Source organism: Shewanella sp. 5S214, assembly GCF_041439795.1.
GTDB lineage: Bacteria > Pseudomonadota > Gammaproteobacteria > Enterobacterales > Shewanellaceae > Shewanella > Shewanella vesiculosa.
In genome coordinates this window covers 25,374-47,026 of sequence record NZ_JBGOOV010000006.1, presented here as the reverse complement: position 1 = coordinate 47,026, position 21,653 = coordinate 25,374, and the positions used below count along the sequence as shown (strand labels likewise).

The following is a 21,653-nucleotide window of genomic DNA, read 5'->3' as shown; positions in this document are numbered from 1 at the left end:
TAATAATGCAAGCGAATACATATTTAAACTATGAAGGGATTAAAGGCGAAACCACTGCTGAAGAATTCAAAGACATGATTACTGTGTTATCAGTCGATTGGAATATTAGCCGTGAGATCAGTTCTTTCACTGGTACTGCTAAAGACCGTGAAGCAAGCTCTACTCGTTTAGGTGACGTTACCATTACTAAATTGCAAGATAATTCTTCAACTGACTTGTTCAAAGAAGCAACTATCGGTAAAGGTAAAAAAGCGGTTTTTCACATCACTAAACAAGGTGACAAAATCGAAGAAATCATGCAAATCGAATTAACCGATGCAATGATTTCTAGCTACAGCGTTTCAGTTCATGGTGACCGTCCAGTTGAGACTATCACTATCAGTTACACTGAAATGATGATGGCTGTTACACCTACTGATGACAAAAACAACATTACTGCAGCGCTACGTTATGGCTACAGCGGTGTTAAAGGTCAACAAATGTAAGTTGTTTGTGATCTTAAATCTTGGGGGAACTTGTTTCCCCCAAGATCTTTATTCTTAACGACTGAGGCAAGGAATGCTTAAGGCCACTCAAAAAAATAATATCATCAGTATCACTACGCCATTAGGTAAGGATGTTCTGTACCTAACGCATTTTACTGCCACTGAAGCTATTTCACAGTTATTTTCAATCAGCGTATCAATGTTTACTGTTGGTACTCAGATTAGTCTCGATAGTTTAGTGGGTAAAAACGTCTGTATTACATTACGTAATGCCGAAAGTGATGGTGCTGCTCGGTACTTTCATGGGGTCATAAGTCATCTCGAGTCTGCAGGTATGCGGACGGCTGCTTCAGATGATGCGCAAAATTATATTGATTATCAAGCTGTTATTGTGCCTCAAATGGCACTAATGAAAAAACGCAGCAACTGTAGAATTTTTCAAAATAAGTCTGTAATTGACATTATTAAAGACTTATTTGGTCAACATAAAGTCGAATTTCAAAATAAAACTACCAATACTTATCCTCAGTATGAATACTGCGTGCAGTATCTAGAATCTGATTTAGATTTTGTTTGTCGCTTATTGCAACAAGAGGGTATTTTCTTCTTCTTTGAGCACAGTCTTAGTGCCCATACCCTTGTACTTGCAGATGATATTAACGCCTATAAACCTTGTGCAGAAGAGAAAGTTCGATGTTTTTCAGGACATTTAGCTGAGTCACATTTATCAAACTGGCAAGGTGGAATGAGCATGGTCAGCGGTGGCTTTATTCAAAAAGGCTATGACTATGAACAACCTAAGCTTTATCCATCAGGTAATCATAATAAAGCGGATCTCCCAGAACAAAGTGCCCTTGAAGTGTATGACTATCTAGGTGAATCAGAATTTAATAAACGTGCTCAGCCCTTTGCCAATAATCAGCTTGAAGCCCTGCAAAAAGATATGAACAAATGCAGTGGTCAAGGTGATTGCCGCAGTTTCATGATAGGCAAATTTTTTACATTTAAAGATCACGAAAACGTCAGCTATAAAGGTAAGAGCTTTGTTATAAGTTCTTTAAGAACCTCAGCGACACAACCTAATCAGTCTGGCGCAGGCCAATCTATGTCTGGGTGCGTGTATCAAAATGATTTTGAATGTGTTCCAAAAAGTACCCCATACCGTTCACAACTTCATTTGCGCAAACCATTAATTAATGGTGTGCAAACTGCTGTGGTTACTGGTGAGCCAGGTGACGAGCAACATATTGATAAATTTGGCCGCGTTAAAGTGCAGTTTCACTGGGATCGTGAAGGTGAATTTAACAGTAAAAGCTCGTGTTGGATCCGTGTCGCACAGAGTTGGGCGGGTAATAAATGGGGCGCATTTTTCTTTCCTCGCGTTGGTCAAGAAGTGCTGGTTGAATTTATTAATGGTGATCCGGATCAACCAATTATTAGTGGTGCTGTGTATAACGCAGACTTAATGCCACCTTATGCCTTACCAGCTAAAAAGACCCAGTCTGGTATTAAAACACACAGTACTAAAGACGCTGGTGCAGACAATTTTAATGAATTACGTTTTGATGATGAAAAGGGTAAAGAGTTACTATTTTTTCAAGCAGAAAAAGATCACCATCTCAATGTTAAACATGATCAAAAAGATACCATAGGTAATGACCGTTTTACTGAAGTGGTTAATAACGATAACGTTAAAATTGGCAACGATCGCCTAGAAGATATTGGTAATAATGACAGTTTAAACGTAGGCAAAGTGCTCAATATTGAAGCTGGCAAAGAGATTGTGATTAAAACGGGCAGTGCATCTATCAAAATGAGCAGTGATGGTTCTATTTCTATAGAAGGGACAAACATCACCATAAAAGGCACCAATGTTAAGGTTAACGGCACCAGCATTGCCTTAAAAGCTGCTCAAATTAAGTTGAATTAGTCATGTCATCATCTCGTTATCCTGGAGTCGGCCTGTTAGGGCCTTTTTGTCGAGGTCATGAAATTACCTGTCAATTTGGGTATCGACACTTAATCTGTAAACCGGTCGATAAACCGCAAGATCCACTGCTTAATACACCTAATATGACCTTGTGGGTTAGTGCAACATTTGGTGAACAGTTTTTAGTAAATCGACACAGCTGGAAGAATTCACCAGATTTGTTGTATCTAATTTATTGCTATTTACACAATGATACCTATTTGGCTGTTCAACAATCTGAAGCGCAAATTATCAGTATCATTGCATTGGCGTTGGAACAGCGTGCTTTATTGGTTATCCCTTTAGATAACGAGTAAACCTCTGGAACAACACATTACAACAAATAAAGGAATATTTGATGGGAATGCCCGCAGCAACGCTTACATGCATGCATCTTTGTCCTAAAACCAATCCTGGTCCTGTACCTCATGTTGGCGGTCCTATTGTAATGGGGTCTGGCAATGTTCTTATTGGTTCATTACCCGCAGCACGTAAAGGTGACAAGTTAATTTGTGTTGGGCCGCCTGATACGATTAATGCAGGTTCAAGTTCGGTATTGATTAATGGCAAACCCGCAGCCCGAATGGGAGATGGTACCGCTCATGGTGGGAAGATTATTGTAGGTAATCCTACAGTGATGATTGGCTAGAACGAACAAGGATTGTGGTAAATGAATTTGATTGAGAGTTTTAATCTTCTGCTGGCACAACGACAAGTTATGTTGTCGTCGTTTCAGTGTATGCCAAAAAACATTGAAGATAATACTCAATCGTTAACGGTCATTTTAAAGATGATCCAGCAAAAAAAAGATCCTAATTGGCCGTTACTCAGTGCCAATACTCAGGAGCAAATTGTTGATGCTTTTGAAACTGATGTGCAGTTTAGCCCAACTGACAAGGTAGTCATTTTATCTCTGTTGTTACAACTGCACTACAAGGCTCAGCCTACAGCGCAATCACATATCGTTGAGGCATTATTTGCCAGCAGTCTTGTTGATGCGAGCCAATATAGCCCTGCATTTGCACTAATGGCCAGCCAACTTCAATTTGATAAGGTTAGTTTTACTGCAAGCAATAAGACTCCTGAGCAAATTCAGCAATATATCTTGTTGTGCATCTATCGTGGTAAACGCTTAAAGCGTAACGATGGCATTAATTCACTGAACATCCCTCGGTCGTCACTGACGTCTTTATATATTGAAATGCTGATGTCTAGCATTAATGAACCGATAGAGCTCTATGGCTTATTCAGTCAATTAGATTATTGCCACAGTGCCCTTTTTGAAGTGTTTATTATTTCATTAGACGAAGCCATATTAACCAAAGTGTTCAATTTAATGAGTCAGAATGTTGATTTGACATTAAGGGTCATCGAGCTAATGGGCTATTCAGGTTTTAGTAAATTTGTGCCTTTTTTAGCTCGAGCTATGCAGCAACCAAATCAAACCTTAGTGGCTTTTAGCGCATTGAGAACTATTTTAGGCCCCGAGTTAGATCAATCGGTCCCTTATCAATGGCAGTTTGAGGAAGATGAAGCCGAACGTTGTGAATATTTACAATTTTATAGTGCTAAATTATTGCATCGTTGGATGCTATTAGCCCTTAAAATGCCTGAAGTTAGATTGATTAATGGTATTGAAGTCAATCCTGCTAGTATCGATAAAATCATTCGTTACTCTAGTCCTGTTCACCAACGAATCGCTTATTTACACAAGCTTAGGCTCAATAATGTGGTCAATCACAGCCCACAACGAGTGAAAGTCGCCTTATGATTATGCATGCAGAGACCATTGAAATCGTTGTGGGGACCTATCAAAATCCACTACAGTTGCTCAACCTACCTTTATCTGAGGCGGTTGATTTTGAGTATCAATTTGATGGTCAACACATCGCTGCGGTAATGGCTCAAGGCCTGGCTACTGAGTCTCAATTAAGCCGTATCATTGATATGTTACACAAGTTGCCGATCCATGACGAAGCTCAGTGGCAGCCTTACCGAACTCAGCCGATTTTTTGGATTTTACCTCATTTAGAAAAACAACAACTTGTGGATTGGGTAAGTCGTTTACATGCACTTTTCCCACATTGCTTTGAACATCCTCATAGCCGATTTTTCCCTATGGGAAGTGCTGGTTTTTTCTCTGCATTGAGCGCATTAAAGGCATTACCAGTCGATAGTCAAAGTGCGATATTTATTGCTGTAGACAGCCTGTATTTTGCGCTTTCAGATTTGCAAAATGAGCAAGAGCTGATTACCCAGCAACAAGATAGCGGTCGTTGTCCTGCTGAAGCGGTCATCATGGCCAACATCAATGTTGCAACTGATGGTATGCACGTTTTGGATTTATTCCAAGAGTCATGTAGCTTGGTTCAACAAACTCAGGCCATAAAAACCTTATTTAACCGAGCTTGCCAAGTCGATGATATTGATCAACTGTCGCAGCTTTATTTACCCGGTAACCTTTCGACAGTGACAGACAATTGGCTTAATGCTTACGAGCAATTAGCGGGCAAAATTAATCAAGACACACAAATTACCCAATCCAGCTATTTTACTGGCGACATAGGTTGCGTGGTAGGATTATATAACTTTTTACACATCTATAATCGCTATCAACAACACACAGTTACAGGAATAAGTTTACAACTTGAAGTGTCTCAACAACTTCATCTTGGTGTGGCAATGTACTCATGGATAGAGAAGGCATAAACGAACATGGCGGTCAGTAATTTCTATTTTAAAGGTCATAACCGTTACATTGTTATCGCGCCTGCCAGCGCGTCAACCCCTGCTGGGTTTCAATTATCTACGTTTGAACAAAATAATAATATTAGTACCATTATTAATGAAATCTCGCCTCATTTAGTCCGCGACCGTAATGCTTTAATTCATGCCAGAAGTTTGGTGATGAACGCCGGCGTAAACGTGACTTTATCTGCCAGAGATATTACTCATAAACTCAGTGACATTATTGGGCGCAATTTACTCCGAGTTTATCTCGAAATGCCCAAACAACAGATTCAATCCTCAACAGAAATCGCTAGCGTTGGGGCGAGTTCGACGAATAAAAAATCCCCCAAAGCAAGCAAGGGTAAACAAACTTCTGCATCAGTTCAGTCTGGTACTGTGACCAATCATTCTCCGACGGAAGTGAGCATCGATAAACAAGAGTGCCGCAGCGATCCGGTTTCGATGCTAAGTGGCGAAGAAATTTTACCGTTAGTCGATTTTGAGCTTAATGGTTTAATGCCGCTAAAATGGCGCCGTTTGTATCGTTCGAGTAAAGTTGGTACTAACGTTGGTATGGGGTACGGCTGGCGTCATAACTTTTGTGTACAGCTAGATCATCAATATCAAGCACCTGCGAAAGTAGGGCCTAAAAAACCTGGTAAATATTGGTTTGAGTTAACTGACGATGAAGGCCGAGTGCATATTTTTGATTCGGTCAAACGTGGGCAGACCAGCATCCAACTTTCAACAGGTTGGTCGTTAGTTCATCAAGCCGATGGTCGTCAAGTACTCATCAAGCCAGATGACAGTCATTGGGCTTTTGTAAAGCAACAGGTTGCAGGCAAAGATGTTTGGCAATTAGAAAGCATTAGTAATCATCAAGGCCAATATTTTCAGCTGTATTATGATCATCAAGGTCGTTTAACACAAATAACCACAGGCCCAAAACGTGGCGTATTGTTATTTTATAATGCACAGAGCAACTTATTAAAAGTGGCTTCGTACATGTTAGATAACCAAGGTAACAAACAAGTTCATCAAAATTTGTTAGCCAGTTATCAATATGACGACGCTCAAGCACTTATTGCCGCCACTGACATTAATGGCCGAGTAGAGCGCTACAGTTATGTCAAGGTCAAGTCAGCCGACATCACATCTGACAGTGATCATCAATATAACCCTAAAAGTACCACTTATTTATTGCAGCGCCGAACACGCGCATCTGGCTTTAGCCATCACTTTGCATGGGACGGACAAGATCACCAAGCCAAGTGCATTGAGCAATGGGGTGATGATGATATCTATCATTATCATTTTGAATATACAGAACTCGTTCACGGCGTAAAAAGCCGTTGTACTGACTCTTTAGGTCATAGCGAAACTTTTATTCACAATACACAAGGGCTGTTGACGGAACACCACAACCCGAATGGGAGCATAATACGTCATCAATATGATGCAGTTGGTCGTAAAGTGGCCACCATTGATGCCTGTGATAACAAAATACAATATAACTATAACCATCAAGGACAGTTACTGGCTGTTATTCAAGCCGATGGTGGCACTACGCGGTTTGAATATAATCGTTTAGGTCAAAGAATTGTCACCCGAGATGCCATCGGCCGAACAGCTAAAAGACATTATGATGCCACTGGGCGATTACTGTCTGAAATAGGTTTCGATGGTCGTCCAAGTCATTATCAATACAATGATGCTGGGCAGTTAACCCAAAAAATCGATGTTAATGGTGTAACACATCGCTACCATTGGGACCGCGACGGTGAGTTACTTGCTACACAAGTCGGTGATGCGCTTACCCGTTTTAGTCATGACAGGCTGGGGCGTGTTAATGCCACTATTAATCCCCAAGGCTTAGTCACTGAATTTATTCGTGACAATAAAGGTCAGATTATCGAAAGTAAATCTTACCCACAAGATAATCAAGACAAGCCTGAAGAAGCCATTAGTCATTATTATCAGTACGATGATGCCGGACGTGTTATTCGCCAGCGCCAACAGGCTGATGTTGCTGGCGAGCAAGAACTCAGTAACGATAGCGAGTACATTGAAAACATTATCGACTATGACGGTTTAGCCCAACCGCGCCAGCAAACGTTTGCTGATGGCAGTTGGCTGAAGTTTTTTTACGATAAAGAACGTAACTTAAACCGCATCGAGCGCAGTGACGGGGCGCAATACCGTATTGAATACACGCCAACAGAGCAACCTAGAACATTAATTGGTTTTGATGGCCGCGAGCAACATTATCAATATGACGCAAATGACAAATTAGTTGCCGTGAACGACAGTGATATTCGGTTTGTTAAGCTCAAACGTGATGCCATGGGGCGAATTTGTCAGCAAAGTAGCCATGTCAAACTTGAGCCAAGTGCCACATCAGCGCTACTGAATACTCAGAACTTTTATCAATATAATCCTATAGGGCAAATCACTCGTGCCCATAACCAACACCGTACTGTGCAGCAACACCTTGACCCACAAGGGCGTATAAAGCGGGTATTGCAAAGCCAGTGGCAACTTGACTATCAATATGATGACTCAGGTAACCGCAGTGGCTTAACCTTGCCAGACGGGCAACACATTGACTATCAATACAATAAAAACAGTCAATTAAGCGGCATTAGCTTTACAGACAATGGCTCATCGAAGCCGTGTGTACAGCTGGCTCATTATCACTATTTGCCATCAGGTTTATTGCACAAAACAATCCAGGGTAATCAGCTTGAACTCACTCATGCGTATGATAGCCATTCAAGATTAATTGAGCAGACATGGCGACATGCACAAAATGAGACTCGATTATTTGAATCGAGACGTTATCAATACGATAAACAGCATCAATTACAACGCTGCGAAAGTAAGCTGGGCAACGATAGCGCTGTGGATGGACAATCTTCTGAGCATATTAATCACAAGCCAGAGGTTAAACAGTTTAGCTATAACAAAATCAGCCAGTTAATCAGTCATAGCCATACTGGCGTGTCTGGCGAAAACCCAAGTATTGCTGACAATGCATCTAATGCTCGTCAGCAATATCAATGGGATGCTTTTGGTAACCCATTACAGGCTATTCGTGCTAGTGATATTCATAGCCAAACTATAAGTAGTAATCATGTTAGCGCTAATGAAACGGCTAGCAGTCAATCTGCTGATACAGTAAGGCCTAAAAACCTTAATGATGTGGTGGTTAACAACGACCGCTTAATGAGCATGGCTGGGGTCGATCACCGTTACGATGCCAGTGGCAACCAAATCAGCCAAGTGGGTACGGGCGATAAACAACAACGTAGTTTTAATGGTTTGAACCAACTGGTGCAAATCAACGTTAATGGCAAGCTGACCCAATACGAATATGATGCATTAAGTCGTCGCAGCGCAAAAATCACCGAACTCGGTCGAACCGACTTTATTTGGGATAATCACCAGCTGATTGGCGAATGCACTTTAGGTGAGTACAGCTGGTATATTTATCAGCCCGACACCTTTACACCTGTTGCACTGATTAAAGCTGGGCAAATATATTATTATCACCTAGACCAACTCGGCACACCGATTTGCTTAACCGATGAAAACGCACAAATTGTCTGGCGCAGCCAACAAGACGTGTTTGGCCAAACAATTGAAAGCGTAGATTTTGAAGATAAAGATTTTAAAGATACAGATATTAAAGACGCGGATAATGAGCATACTGATGTTGATTATGCTGGCCAGCAAGACAAGATTACTAACCCAATTCGTTTTCAAGGCCAATACTTTGATGACGAATCAGGGTTACACTACAATCGTTTTAGGTACTATAGTCCTCAGCAAGCTCGATTTATTCATCAAGACCCAATTGGATTAGTGGGCGGGATAAACCATTATCAGTACGCGCCTAATCCAGTGAATTGGGTGGATCCGTTTGGGCTGTTGTGTAAAGAGGGACAAGCAAGAGTTAAAGCAGCATTAGACGCTAATCCGACAATTCCTGATGACTTAAAAGAGAAAATTTTTGCCATTGCTCGGTTAGATAACACAAGTTATACGGCTGATGAATTAATTGAACATATTGAGAATGGTACACCAATTGGTATAGGAATTGTTGACTCTGAATTAAATCATCAAGGGATACCTATTTCGTATTTGGACGAAGTGGCTATGGCAACCAATAGGACTAGGAATGACATTGAGAATCTTTATGATATTCTTGAACACAAAACTGGAGTTGATTATAAAACTCATATTGAAAATTATGTTGGTAGAAATGGGTACGGAATAAATTTAAAAGATGCTTATTTAATAATGGGTTATACCACTAACTTTTTTATGAAAGGCCGATTGGCACCCAAAATGCTTGAAGGTGTAACTCTCAACAAAGCTGAAACAACCTTAGTAAATAGTCTTAATAACGCTCTAGATAAATTACCTTCAGAATCTGGAACATTTTATCGAGGACTCGGTAAAGCCCCTCTACCGAGTTGGTTTGACGATAAATATCATATAGGGGCAATAATCAACGAAACATTTTTTGCTTCGGTCAGTGAAGAATTAAGCCCTGAATACGAAGGAGGTAAAGTTATGGTTTTTAAGTCAAATAATGTAAAAAACCTTTCTCCTCTGGCAATGGATGTACATTTTGCTGATAAGATCGGACAATCACCAGCTAAATCTGAACATTTAATTCAATCAGGACATCGTGTAGTAGTTAAATCTAACCGTGACGGGATCGTGACATTGGTTCATCTCGAGGGAATTGTATAATGGTCGAAGTAAACAATGTTAGTTTAGATATACACAATATCAATCAAAATGACTTTTCATCAAATGATGGTGGTGTTGTTATAGATGCTTTTTTACTAGAGGGTCAGGGGCTTATATTGGTTCAGGAAGTAGTAAATAATCATTTAAAGTGGTTTTTTTTTAATGCAACTAACTTGAAAGTAGTTAGTAAAGAAGAACGGTATAGAGCATATAACGGGAAAATAGAGGAAGAAAATATTGAGGATTACCTACTAGTATCAGAAATAAAGGTCGATTTGGAGACTGGTGCAGAATCAATTGATGAGAAAATTATATATAAAGATAATATAGTATATCAATGTGAGCGTTTTCGTTATGAAACACCTATTACTCTGCCTTTATTTGAGAGATATCAAGCATTAAATAAGTCTAATGAAAAATCAAATTTATATTTTGATGAAGAAATTTTAAATTTTAAAAAAATGAAGTTTGAACAAAAAGTTACTTTTTTACGAGGTAAATTTAGGCAGTTATACAAAACACGTTGGGAATTAGGCATTTTGCCTGAAGAGTGCTTCCTATCAGAAGAAGAAGTTGAAAGATATAGTGAAGATGAGTATTTTACTAAAGCATTGAATGCAATGTTAAAATTAGAAGAGTCATTTACTGGAAAACCAACTTCAGAAATGTTTGCAAATATAATTGCAAAAGGTGGTAAATAATAGATGTTGAAAGAAATCGCTATAGCAGATGCTTATGGAGCTGGTTTTGAGTTTTCCTCAGCAAAGAAAGTAAAAAAGTACAATGACTTATCAACTTATTGCACGCATGATCTCTATGGTTTCTCTGCAAAGTATACTGATGATACGCAGATGACAATTGCCATTGCTGAATTACTACTAACAGATGGTGAATATAGTGTCGAAGTTATTGCAAATAAATTTGTAGAATGCTTTAAAAGAGATAAACGTAGGGGATATTCTAGAGGATTTTACGAACTCTTAACTAATGTTGAGTCTGGAACTGAATTACTATCAAGAATCATCCCAAATAGTGAGAGAAATGGTGCCGCAATGAGATCGGTTCCATTAGGTTTTTTAAAAGATAAAATTCAGCTTTTAAAACTAGCAGCAATGCAAGCAAAAATAACACATAACACTGAAATTGCAATTAAATCAAGCTGTGCGATTGCTTTAACGAGTTATTTTGCTATTCAAAAAAAAGGAAAACTATCTGAATTGCGACTTTATTTGGAAAATGAAGGTTATGGTGATTGGGATTTTGATTGGAGAGGCGAAGTTTCTGTTGCTGCATATGATACTGTTAGTGCCGTTTTCAGTTGTTTGTTGAGCAATGATAATATCAAGGAGTTATTAGTTAATTGTGTTGATTTGTGCGGAGATACTGACAGTGTTGCATCAATAGCCGTTGGTTTAGCTTGTTGCTTTGATGAATATGAAAGCAATATACCGTCACATTTATTCTTAGGATTAGATGAAGCCCAATATGGTATTTGTTTTTTAGATGAACTTGAAGAAAAACTAAATATAAAGTTTAGATAGCATGTGGGTCGAAGTTCTTATCAACACAATGGCCAAACATTTTTATACGTAATAGATCGTTTTTTGTCTTTCGCTTTCTCGAACTCGATAAACTCAGAAATATGAAACGCTGCCGATTTCTTCTAACATTTCTAAGCAAGCTTCGTTAGCATCACAATGAGCAGGGCTCCACAACGAAGTAATACCCACAAATGTGTTTGTGCCTGAAGAACTAGCTAATCGAACGGTAGATACTTGGCTGGTGAACAGAAAATTACAAAGCCCCTATTTTATAGCTGATTTCAGAGGTTTTATCGAGTAAAGGAGTGTTAAATGGTCGATAGCGTACTTAAAGGAATAACCCTTGATAATCGAATTGTTGAGGCGTTAAAGAATCATCGTATCATCAATATGACTAAACCATATAGTGAATTTGGTATGAGTCGCTATAAAAAAAGGCGTGATGTAAAAGATGAAGACATGTTTTCCTATTCAGGTAAAAAAATATTTTTTCATTTAGATAATGGTGATGTGATTGGTTTTGCGTCAAATGATGTAAAAAGATCGATTGTAACTTGGTTTGATGAAAAAGACGGTGTGAAAGAGCATTTTTATTTATGCCGATCTGGTGATGAGTTTTCATATGACGACCCTATACACTCAGTAAAAGATAACTGGAGTGGAATAATTAATGAAAAAGTCATATCGATAACAGTGTTTACTGTTAAAAACCCCGTTGAAGATAAAAAATTTGTCGATAGGTTTGAGGCTGCAATTTTATTGGAAACCGCTAAAGGTAATATGCTTATTTCAGATGCTTCAGCAGCCTTCAAATATTCATCTTCTATGCCTGTCGTAAAGTTAGAAGATGCCCCTGATGGTTTTTTTGACAACCTAGAGGCTAGAGTATTGTGAAATCAATTAACATTTATATCAAAAATTAAGCAGTGAGAAGAACTAAATACTAAAGTGTATGAATTTCACAATGACAAGGATAATACGATGTCATCAATAAAAATAACTCAAGCTGTCGGGCTGGGTGGAGTTAACAATTTAAACGATGTAAAAGTAGTACAAACTGCATTAAATAAATTACTCAAACTCATTCCTCCTACAAAATCATTAATTGTTGATGGCCGTTTAGGCTCTATGCCTGAAAATGCTAAAACCGTTGCAGCGATTAAGTTATTTCAAAGTAAAGTACTCAATATGGTACGTCCAGATAGCAAAATAGATGCGAATGGTCGAACTCTTCGTAAGATAAATGAAATGTTGATAGTAAAGAGCATTCAGATCGCGGGCATGCAAGACTCTAAACTTTTCATGTCAAATGTAATAAAGCCGGCTCTTTTGAAAATAGGTTTAGCCTCCAGAAAAGCAGAAATGTGACTACTAGGAACCGCCATCCAAGAGGTCGTTTAAAATACCGACAACAATTAGGTGGCGGGCCTGCTTTAAGTTATTTTCAAATAGAACCAGCCACACACGATGATATTTGGGATAATTACCTAGCGTACAGACCTGAGCTTGCAAAGAAAGTCAGTGAATTGTTGAACAATGATGACAAATTACAAGAGCTAAAAGATAATGATCTATATGCATGTGCTATGGCAAGAATGCATTATTTAAGGGCTCCAGCAGGGTTACCATCAGAGGATGTCTTCATGGTCAGGCAGCGTATTGGAAATCCTATTACAATACGCCGTTAGGTAAGGGAACGATTCAAGAGTATGTTCATAATTGGCAAACCTATGGGGTTAAGTAATGACGTTATATAAATCTATTTTTGCAGTCTTATTATTGACCTCTAGCCATTTTGCTGCAGCGTCAGATTGTATTCAAATAAAAGTGATAAAGCCGATAGTAGTGCAATTTAGTAGTGATGATGTTAAGTCAAAAAGATTTGATCAAGTTAAACTTTTACATGAAGATAAATCGGGCATTTGTTTACCGACTCTTGACACCTATGTTTTAGCATATAATGAAGGTGTTCCATTTATTGCTGCTCGTTTGAAGGGACACACGCCAAATATCACATTGATAAAAAAAGATGAGATTGAGTATGCCTTGATTAAATATCATACGGGGAACAAGCTTCAGGTATTGAAAGGGTACCAATATGTAGACTCTGATTTAATTGAACTTCCAAACTTTACCTTAAGTAGTAATTTAAGCCAAATCAATATCGTCAATGGAAGTATTGAAGTTAACAATACCGAATTAGTTAAAAATAAGGTAATAAACCAATTGGCATACTATGATTTTGACCTAACGGGTATACATAAAAAGCGTTAAAATAATATCATTGGCATTTATCTCAGTTGCTGTGCTGTCAGCCGATAAGGCTACTGAATTGAATAGTATTTCCAGACCCAAGATATAAGTAGTAATCATGTTAGCGCTAATGAAACGGCTAGCAGTCAATCAGCTGAAACAGTAAGACCGAATAAGAACCTTAATGATGTGGTGGTTAACAACGACCGCTTAATGAGCATGGCTGGGGTCGATTACCGTTATGATGCCAGTGGCAACCAAATCAGCCAAGTAGGCACTGGCGATAAACAACAGCGCAGTTTTAATGGCTTAAACCAACTGGTGCAAATCAACGTTAACGGCAAGCTGACGCAATACGAATATGATGCCTTAGGCCGTCGCAGTGCAAAAATCACCGAACTCGGTCGCACCGACTTTATTTGGGATAATCACCAGCTGATTGGCGAATGCACTTTAGGTGAATATAGCTGGTATATTTATCAACCCGACACCTTTACTCCAGTCGCATTAATCAAAGCTGGACAGGTTTATTATTATCACCTAGACCAACTCGGCACCCCAATTTGCTTAACCGATGAAAACGCTAAAATTGTCTGGCGCAGTCAGCAAGATGTGTTTGGTCAGACAATTGAAAGCGTGGATTGTAAAGATGCGGATTATGTAGCCAAGCAAGACAAGATAACTAACCCAATCCGTTTTCAAGGCCAATACTTTGATGACGAATCAGGGTTACACTACAACCGCTTTAGGTACTACAGCCCTGGGCAAGCACGATTTATACATCAAGACCCTATTGGATTAGTGGGCGGGATAAACCATTATCCATATGCCCCAAATCCAGTTAACTGGGTGGATCCGTTTGGGTTGTTGTGCAAAGAAGGGCAGGCAAAAGTAAAAGCAGCGCTTGATGCAAATTCAGCTATTTCACCTGAATTAAAAGAAAAACTAATTAAATTGTCTCAGCTACCAAAGGATGCATCACCTTATACAAAGGAAGAAATGCTTAAGCATATTAACGATAATACAGCTGAAGAGATGGTTAATTTACAAGATAAGTCAGCTCTAGGTAGTGATAATTTAACGGATAAACAACGAAAGCATTTTAGGGGAAGCATAGATAACCCGGCACCATCAGATACTGCGGATAACGCCACACCTTCAGATACTGCGGATGATGCACGCTTTAAACGTAATGCAGCTAGCCGATTCAACCGTGACTTACCACCTTTGACACGTGAACAGTGGAATAAATCAAACGATACTGCATCACGAAATAGAGCTAAAGGACTAAAAAATGAAAAAGCAGCTCGTGAAGCGTTATCAAAGCATAAAGGAGAGTCGCTAGTTGATAATAACAATGCAGTAGCTAGTGGCGGCAAAGTACAACAACGCAGTGGTAACTCTTTAGATTATAAAACTCGCCCAGATAGTTTGGGCGATACCATTGTGCACGAACATAAACATTTTACGGCTGAAAACAGTAATCCCGTTGTTTATAATACAAAGCAGTTGGAAGAACAACGTGATGCATTCCCTGATAAGGACCATGTGCTGACAATATCGTCTGATTTACCTTGTGAGAATGGCATACCACCTTGTCGACCGTCGTTAGGAATTACAGAAAGTGAGGTGTTATATTATGATAATGATAAGAACACTATTACCCATAAGTGGAATGTTGATAAACAACGTTGGAATAAAGTAAAAGGATAATAATGATGGATTTTAAACCTTTCCGTATAAAATTCTCTATGGTGGGTACCAACCCGCTTAATGATAAAAAGTTATTCACTGAACTGTTAGATGTAATTGAAAGCTACCCTGAGTTTGCGCCCCAATTCTGGAGCTTAGAAGAGCGAGGGAAGTTGCCTTATAGCCGCGATAATATTTTAGATAAAATAAAAACGGTAGAGTATGGGAGCTATGCGCATATTTATTTTAAGCGAATTAAAGCCGCTAAGTTGGTTGGAAAAATATCCGTTGCTCCAAAGCAATATATAAATTTTGAGTTTGACCCTAAACTGAACAGCAAGCATTATCCTGCCTTATTTGAGTTTGCAGACCGCTTAGTACAGGTGTTTAAGCCTGATGTTGCCTCTGTACACATTGTCAGGCCTTATCCCGATGAGCCCTGGGAAAGCGAAAGAGACGAACATATCGAAATGATGGGTAAAGCCGCTTACTTAGCACCCGTCGATTACTTTAAGGTTGGTCCTAAAGGATTAGCAATGCGCACCTATTTAGGCCCGCATTATGTTCAGCAGTTTGGACAAGAATTATTGCTGAGCACACCAAAAACGCAAACAGAGCTTCAACCTTGGGGCGGCATTCGCCTTGATTTATCAGAAGCACCTTGGGAGTTAACTGAACAAGCGCAGATTGAGCATTGGCAAACCGCCATGGCACATTTACGCCCTGCTAAGGTGTTTGCTGAGATGGAGGTTGACGTTGAGTATTGTGATATAGAGTGCACTAAGGCCGAAAACTGTACCATTGGTGGGTTAAATTATGTGTAAAGAGGTTGCGTTAGCGCTACTAGAGAACTCTAGAGAGCAAGATAATGTTAAGGGAATCGATATTTCAGGGCTTGATTTAACGCAATGCGATATTAGTGAAACCTCGACTGAAATGCTAAAAGGTGAACGCGTTATATTAAGCGGTGGTATTTTAGATTTAGCTTACTTTTTAGATGCCGACTTTACTGCCGCTAACTTTGAAGGGGCAAGCTGCAATCAAACGGCGTTTTTTGATTGTATTTTATATCAGGTTATTAGCCCTAATGCGGACTTTAGCTACGCCAAGTTATCGGCGAGCAGCTGTAACGGATCTAACTTCTCCTCATGTGAATTTGACCACGCCAACCTGTGGGCTTCAACGTTTATTGGTAGTGATTTAAGTGACGCAGTATTGTCCCATGTTGAAGCAGCTGATGCCTGCTTTGATGACGCTAATTTATCCAATACAGACTTATCGAACGGAAATTTCACAGGAACCATGTTTAGAAAAGCCAATTTAACAGGCGCTAATTTAAGCCATGGCAATTTTACACATTGTGATTTCACTGGTGCTAATTTGACGAATGTATGTTGGGACAATGCTATTACTAAATATGCCAAATTTGATAAAGACATAAATTTAAATAGTGCTCACGTTAAGTGACGATTGATTTCTATATGGGGATAAACCTTGATATGTTTGGATTACTAAAAACATACGACGTACACATGTGCTCAGAAGTAAAAGGGCAGGTTTTGTTAAACGGGAAACCTGTTGTTGGCGCGAAAGTGATAAGAGAACTCAGTTATATTCATCAAGTTGAAAACAATGATGAAACGTTAACGGACGAGAGTGGTTGTTTTTTTATGCCAAAAGTCAGTATCAGTTCAAAAAAACCTGGTGATATGTTCGTCAATGATACTGTTATGCAGAAAATATTCATCATTATGGATAGTGTTCAGTATATTTTATGGGACTCAGAATTCGGTGGTATTGAAGAGTTCCCAGAGTTTAAAGAAAAATTAGCAATGCTAAATTGTGACCTAAGTAATAAAGAAGTGACTTTTACCTTTCCAAATAAAAATAATGTAAACTTACTGTTTGATGGCATAAGTATTTGTAGATGGGAAAAGGACTTTAATATTTATGAAAGAAATGACGATGACTTTTTTAATTTTTAGCTTTTAACTTTTAACGATTAAAACATAAACCTCAAAGTAATCAAACTATAGCTATGTTCTCGTTCTTTATGCTCGCCATGATGGAGCCGCGTCAGCACTATTTGCATCAAGACGTTATCAATACGATAAACAACATCAATTACTTCATTGTGAGAGCGAAGTAGTAGAGCAGGGCGCAACGAGTGAGGTTCAAACCTCCCAAGGGCCTGAAACCAAAAGCACGCCCGATGTTAAGCAATTTCGCTATAACAACATCAGCCAGCTCGTCAGTGACAGTCATACTCGTGTATCGGATAACCCTACTGACAACAAAAACAGTGTTCAGCAACAATACCAATGGGATGGATTCGGTAATCCTACCCATTCACTTCGTACTGACAATAACAGTGCTGATGCCATTGTTAACAGCCCAAAAGCTGACTTAGAGCGTGCAGAACGCATTCAACACTCACAGTAAGGCCCAGTAAAAATAGTCATGAAGTTGTGGTAAACAACGACCGCTTAATGAGCATGGCTGGGGTCGATTACCGCTATGACGCCAGTGGCAACCAAATCAGCCAAATTGGCACTGGCAATAAACAACAGCGCAGCTTTAATGGCTTAAATCAACTGGTGCAAATCAACGTTAATGGCAAGCTGACGCAATACGAATATGATGCCTTAGGCCGTCGCAGCGCAAAAATCACCGAACTTGGTCGCACCGACTTTATTTGGGATAATCACCAGCTGATTGGCGAATGCACCTTAGGTAAATACAGCTGGTATATTTATCAACCGACACCTTTACTCCAGTCGCATTAATCAAAGCTGGTCAAATATATTATTATCACCTAGACCAACTCGGCACCCCAATTTGCTTAACCGATGAAAACGCTAAAATTGTCTGGCGCAGCCAACAAGACGTGTTTGGTCAAAGCATTGATCATGTGGATAATGAGCATACTGATGTTGATTATGCTGGCCAGCAAGACAAGATTACTAACCCAATCCGTTTTCAAGGCCAATACTTTGATGACGAATCAGGGTTACACTATAACCGCTTTAGGTATTACAGCCCTGGGCAAGCACGATTTATTCATCAAGACCCAATTGGATTAGTGGGTGGCATAAACCATTATCAATATGCCCCAAATCCAGTTAACTGGGTTGATCCGTTTGGGTTGAGTTGTAAAGAGGGAATTCCTGTAATCGGTGCTATGGGGAAGATAGTAGAGTATATATCTAGAGAGACCGTGTTGGTCAGATATGAAAGCCCTTTACTTAAAACTCCAATGACACCTCATGAATCACCCTATTTTGATATATCTAAAGCGATGGAGTATAAGTTTAAACCTGATGCATATTATGCATTATTTGCCGCTTCTCATGCCAATCTTGAAGAGCTTACTAAGTTACGTGAAAGCCAAGGTTATTTTGATGAAGGGGTTGAGCTTAAACAAGCCACTGTTGGTGAGTTATTAGCACAAAGTCCTAATGCAAGTGTGCTTTCAGATTTTAGGTTCAATGGTTCAGTATTAGGTAAAGAATCCGGTGGATATATTGTTGTCACCAATGAAAAACCGAAACCTAAAAGAATAGGTATTGATGATGTTATTGAGTTTCCCCGCTTAAATGACAAAAAAGCGGCAGTGGGTGAGTATAATGCGCACCAATTAATGCTTGAAAAGAGCTACAAACCACTAGGCAACACTAATGGTAAATATGAGCCAGGGCAAACGGGTATAGATGGTATTTATGGAAACCCGAATCCCAAACCTGATATTGTGATTACCGAAGCTAAATATGGAAAAGCCCGTTTGGGGAGAACTAGGGACGGTAAGCAGATGTGTGATAGCTGGATTACCGATAAACGGTTACAGAAAGCAGGGTTAAACGAACGCGAGAGAAGAAAAGTTTTAAAAGGTCTCCAGAAAGAAAAAGGAGAGGTACAAAAATTACTAATTCGCAATAAAGAAAATGGGAGCCTGTTTGTAAAAGTATTAGATAAAAATGCAAAAATTTCAGGCAAAGCACTTGAGTTATAAGAGAAGTAAACATGTTACGAGATACACTAAAAAATAAAGCATATTATGATGAACGTGTAGCGTTTAAAAAAGAATGTATTGCAGAGGATGTTGAAGAAATTAAATATGATGATACTGATTCAATTGAAGTAAAAATGAAAGGCTCATTTAGGCTAGTCAGTGATTCTATATATTTATTACATCAAAAATATTCACGTGGTGATGAACTCTCATCACTAAAGCCAGATCTACTCAAAGCGTTAGAGTATCGTCAATGGCAAAAAAATTATGCTGATGCATTACCTGACAATGAACAAGCTGAGCGTATAGGTTGGGAAGAAATTCGAGAAGATTACTTAGAAGAATTCCTGAAATGGCTAAGTTTTGCTTACTGTTTGGATATGGGTAAGGAGTATTACCTACATATGTTAGCTTTAATTGCTAATCAAGGTCTTGACTCATTATTGGATAAAATTGCAGTTGAAATGGGTGATGTTGAGCGTGCAGTATCTAAAGAATTACTTTTTAAAAAGCGCTTTAGTAAACTTTATAATGTTATTGAAAGTGAACCTGAGCAGCGTCCTGAATTATTAAAAGATTATCTAGACGTTTGGTATAAGTTAGAGGGAAGTCCTGATTATCACTTGATGAGTACAGATGCTTATATAGGTTATCGGTGCTGGGAGGCTGCATTGGTAACCAAGCTATACAATATTGATGACACCATTTATCTTAATCATCCTTATTACCCGAAAGACTTAGTGCACTGGAATGGAGAGTAAGTTAATGGCTGTTAGGGATAGACGTCGAAATATTCAATATTTCGAAGAGTTAGTCGCTGAATTTGAGAGTGAAATGCTGCTTACACAAGATGGATTAGATAATGGAGATTTTACCTCTCCCACCGAGCGAGTTGATGTGGCTCAACAACTTTTTCAACTAGCAATAATGCGTGCTATTACCCATTACTCTTATGGCACCTCCGTTGATGAACTTGCGCATTATGTCCTCGCCATATTACCGTACCGCCAACAGTTGACTCGCATGCTGGATAAACTACCTCCGCCGCATCAATTCTATCGTATAGACTTTGAGCTATTAGGAGGTGCTGATGAGGCTTGTGGTTCGCCTAATATTAATCGTTATGTTTATACATTATGGTGGCTTTCATTGCTTGTTGCCTGTAAAGCGTCGAGTGACCATATTCAATCAGCATTAGCCGAGATAGGGGAGCAGGGGAAAGATGCGTTATTAGATAATATTGCTATTCGCTTAGGGGATGCTAATCGTGCCGTTTCAAATACTCTTTACTATCCTGATATTTATCAACCCTTACTAGATGCTTTTAGTGTGGACACCTCGGAGCAGCCAGCATTACTCTCGCAGTTCGTTAACCAATGGTACAGTAGTTTAACTGAAGCTGATTGGTATGATAATCATGATTGCGATTGTGAGTTTGAATATACTGATTATTACATTGGATATTGGAGTCTTGAACATGCTTTAGTTGCTAATCTGCTTGATGTTAGAGATATCCCTGCTCATCCAATGATTGCTGCAGATTTAGTGCCAGCATATATAGGTAAATACTATCCAGATGCAAAAACGTTAACTCGACATGAGTTGTCCGTGTTCACTCTTGAAAATAATCCAACCGCTAAATTTAGGCAGAAATGGCAAGATAACTACTTTGATAGTGCAATGAATTTATGGGAACAGGTTAGGGGTTGCTTTAAAAATCATGACCAATGTCATTTTACCAGAGATGAACTACTATTTTGCCTCAATTATGATTTTGCAGTGGCTCCTCATAAGGAACAGCCAGTTGATAGCTTAATTTTTTATAAATGGATAATTTCAAATTTAAAAAATTAAATGTTCTGTGAAAATATTGAATAAAAAATGGAGTTTTTATGAGCTCTCTTTCAATGACTGCGAGCGTTGGAGTTAACGCTGCTAATAAAGAGATAGATGTAAATCTTTTAAAAGTATTAATAAATGCTTATGCAAGAAAATCTAATCTACCAATTTTATCAAACAATAAAGTTGATGAAGATTTTGTAGCATTAATTGAATATTCCCAGACAAATATAGCCAAGGTTGGACTGTCTGATGGAATCGTTTTTGCGAATAAAGTAACCTTTAAAAATTTGGTAAACAGTTTGTATTCTGGGTATAAAAAAATATCAATTACCAAGCCTGAAAATGGTGTATTACCCCAGGGAAGCTGAAGG

At 38.9% G+C, this 21,653-nt stretch carries 21 protein-coding genes and 2 pseudogenes; 22 read left to right on the top strand and 1 reads right to left on the bottom strand.

Annotated elements, in window-relative coordinates:
- Positions 1-5 precede the first annotated feature (5 nt).
- From ACED29_RS05580 to ACED29_RS05540, 9 genes are all read left to right on the top strand, one after another.
- Positions 6-485, top strand: a complete 480-nt coding sequence (locus tag ACED29_RS05580) for a type VI secretion system tube protein Hcp (RefSeq protein ID WP_124015793.1) — start codon at positions 6-8, stop codon at positions 483-485.
- 73 nt (positions 486-558) lie between these two features.
- Positions 559-2,415, top strand: a complete 1,857-nt coding sequence (gene tssI / locus ACED29_RS05575; RefSeq protein WP_371697232.1) for a type VI secretion system tip protein TssI/VgrG — start codon at positions 559-561, stop codon at positions 2,413-2,415.
- 2 nt (positions 2,416-2,417) lie between these two features.
- A complete protein-coding gene (locus ACED29_RS05570; RefSeq protein ID WP_124015795.1) occupies positions 2,418-2,771 on the top strand; it encodes a hypothetical protein in 354 nt (117 codons plus the stop codon).
- Positions 2,772-2,812: 41 nt separating this feature from the next.
- Positions 2,813-3,103 carry a PAAR domain-containing protein gene (locus tag ACED29_RS05565; protein WP_124015796.1) on the top strand — a complete coding sequence of 97 codons (291 nt, stop codon included), beginning with the start codon at positions 2,813-2,815 and terminating at the stop codon, positions 3,101-3,103.
- 21 nt (positions 3,104-3,124) lie between these two features.
- Positions 3,125-4,225, top strand: coding sequence for a hypothetical protein (locus ACED29_RS05560; RefSeq protein ID WP_182722286.1), 1,101 nt, complete (start codon positions 3,125-3,127; stop codon positions 4,223-4,225).
- The gene (locus ACED29_RS05555; RefSeq protein ID WP_371697231.1) at positions 4,222-5,163 is read left to right on the top strand and encodes a hypothetical protein; all 942 of its coding nucleotides are present in this window, start codon (positions 4,222-4,224) and stop codon (positions 5,161-5,163) included. The genes ACED29_RS05560 and ACED29_RS05555 overlap by 4 nt, the downstream gene beginning before the upstream one ends.
- Positions 5,164-5,169: 6 nt before the next feature.
- Positions 5,170-9,945, top strand: coding sequence for an RHS repeat-associated core domain-containing protein (locus tag ACED29_RS05550; protein WP_371697230.1), 4,776 nt, complete (start codon positions 5,170-5,172; stop codon positions 9,943-9,945).
- Entirely contained in the window at positions 9,945-10,646 is a 702-nt protein-coding gene (locus tag ACED29_RS05545) for a hypothetical protein (RefSeq protein WP_371697229.1), read from the top strand. Before ACED29_RS05550 ends, ACED29_RS05545 begins: the two co-directional genes overlap by 1 nt.
- Positions 10,647-10,649: 3 nt before the next feature.
- Positions 10,650-11,486: an ADP-ribosylglycohydrolase family protein gene (locus ACED29_RS05540; RefSeq protein ID WP_371697228.1), complete on the top strand. Its 837-nt coding sequence runs from the start codon at positions 10,650-10,652 to the stop codon at positions 11,484-11,486.
- Here ACED29_RS05540 and ACED29_RS05535 read toward each other — a convergent pair.
- Positions 11,485-11,726 (bottom strand): annotated as a pseudogene (locus tag ACED29_RS05535) (citrate/2-methylcitrate synthase); the annotation flags it as partial. The gene ACED29_RS05540 and the pseudogene ACED29_RS05535 sit on opposite strands and share 2 nt — an antisense overlap.
- A gap of 72 nt (positions 11,727-11,798) precedes the next feature.
- On the opposite strand from ACED29_RS05535, the gene ACED29_RS05530 reads away from it, so the two are divergent.
- From ACED29_RS05530 to ACED29_RS05470, 13 genes and pseudogenes are all read left to right on the top strand, one after another.
- Complete coding sequence (locus tag ACED29_RS05530) at positions 11,799-12,380, top strand: hypothetical protein (protein WP_371697227.1); 582 nt, start codon at positions 11,799-11,801, stop codon at positions 12,378-12,380.
- 87 nt (positions 12,381-12,467) lie between these two features.
- Positions 12,468-12,854 (top strand): peptidoglycan-binding protein, encoded by a 387-nt coding sequence (locus tag ACED29_RS05525; protein ID WP_371697226.1) that lies wholly within the window; start codon positions 12,468-12,470, stop codon positions 12,852-12,854.
- 375 nt (positions 12,855-13,229) lie between these two features.
- Positions 13,230-13,760, top strand: coding sequence for a hypothetical protein (locus tag ACED29_RS05520; protein ID WP_371697225.1), 531 nt, complete (start codon positions 13,230-13,232; stop codon positions 13,758-13,760).
- Between the two features lie 171 nt (positions 13,761-13,931).
- Positions 13,932-15,452: an RHS repeat domain-containing protein gene (locus tag ACED29_RS05515; RefSeq protein WP_371697224.1), complete on the top strand. Its 1,521-nt coding sequence runs from the start codon at positions 13,932-13,934 to the stop codon at positions 15,450-15,452.
- A 2-nt stretch (positions 15,453-15,454) separates the two neighbouring features.
- Complete coding sequence (locus ACED29_RS05510; protein WP_371697223.1) at positions 15,455-16,255, top strand: hypothetical protein; 801 nt, start codon at positions 15,455-15,457, stop codon at positions 16,253-16,255.
- Positions 16,248-16,898 carry a pentapeptide repeat-containing protein gene (locus ACED29_RS05505; RefSeq protein ID WP_371697222.1) on the top strand — a complete coding sequence of 217 codons (651 nt, stop codon included), beginning with the start codon at positions 16,248-16,250 and terminating at the stop codon, positions 16,896-16,898. The genes ACED29_RS05510 and ACED29_RS05505 overlap by 8 nt, the downstream gene beginning before the upstream one ends.
- A 32-nt stretch (positions 16,899-16,930) precedes the next feature.
- Positions 16,931-17,416 (top strand): DUF6795 domain-containing protein, encoded by a 486-nt coding sequence (locus ACED29_RS05500; protein ID WP_371697221.1) that lies wholly within the window; start codon positions 16,931-16,933, stop codon positions 17,414-17,416.
- A 483-nt stretch (positions 17,417-17,899) separates the two neighbouring features.
- Positions 17,900-18,217: a hypothetical protein gene (locus ACED29_RS05495; RefSeq protein ID WP_371697220.1), complete on the top strand. Its 318-nt coding sequence runs from the start codon at positions 17,900-17,902 to the stop codon at positions 18,215-18,217.
- Positions 18,169-18,285, top strand: a pseudogene (locus ACED29_RS05490) (RHS domain-containing protein); the annotation flags it as partial. The gene ACED29_RS05495 and the pseudogene ACED29_RS05490, both read left to right, overlap by 49 nt.
- 57 nt (positions 18,286-18,342) lie before the next feature.
- Positions 18,343-19,440, top strand: a complete 1,098-nt coding sequence (locus tag ACED29_RS05485) for an RHS repeat-associated core domain-containing protein (protein WP_371697219.1) — start codon at positions 18,343-18,345, stop codon at positions 19,438-19,440.
- An 11-nt stretch (positions 19,441-19,451) separates the two neighbouring features.
- Positions 19,452-20,201, top strand: a complete 750-nt coding sequence (locus ACED29_RS05480) for a PoNe immunity protein domain-containing protein (protein WP_371697218.1) — start codon at positions 19,452-19,454, stop codon at positions 20,199-20,201.
- A 4-nt stretch (positions 20,202-20,205) separates the two neighbouring features.
- Positions 20,206-21,294, top strand: coding sequence for a PoNe immunity protein domain-containing protein (locus ACED29_RS05475; protein ID WP_371697217.1), 1,089 nt, complete (start codon positions 20,206-20,208; stop codon positions 21,292-21,294).
- A 38-nt stretch (positions 21,295-21,332) separates the two neighbouring features.
- Positions 21,333-21,650 (top strand): hypothetical protein, encoded by a 318-nt coding sequence (locus ACED29_RS05470; RefSeq protein WP_371697216.1) that lies wholly within the window; start codon positions 21,333-21,335, stop codon positions 21,648-21,650.
- The last annotated feature ends 3 nt before the right edge of the window (positions 21,651-21,653 follow it).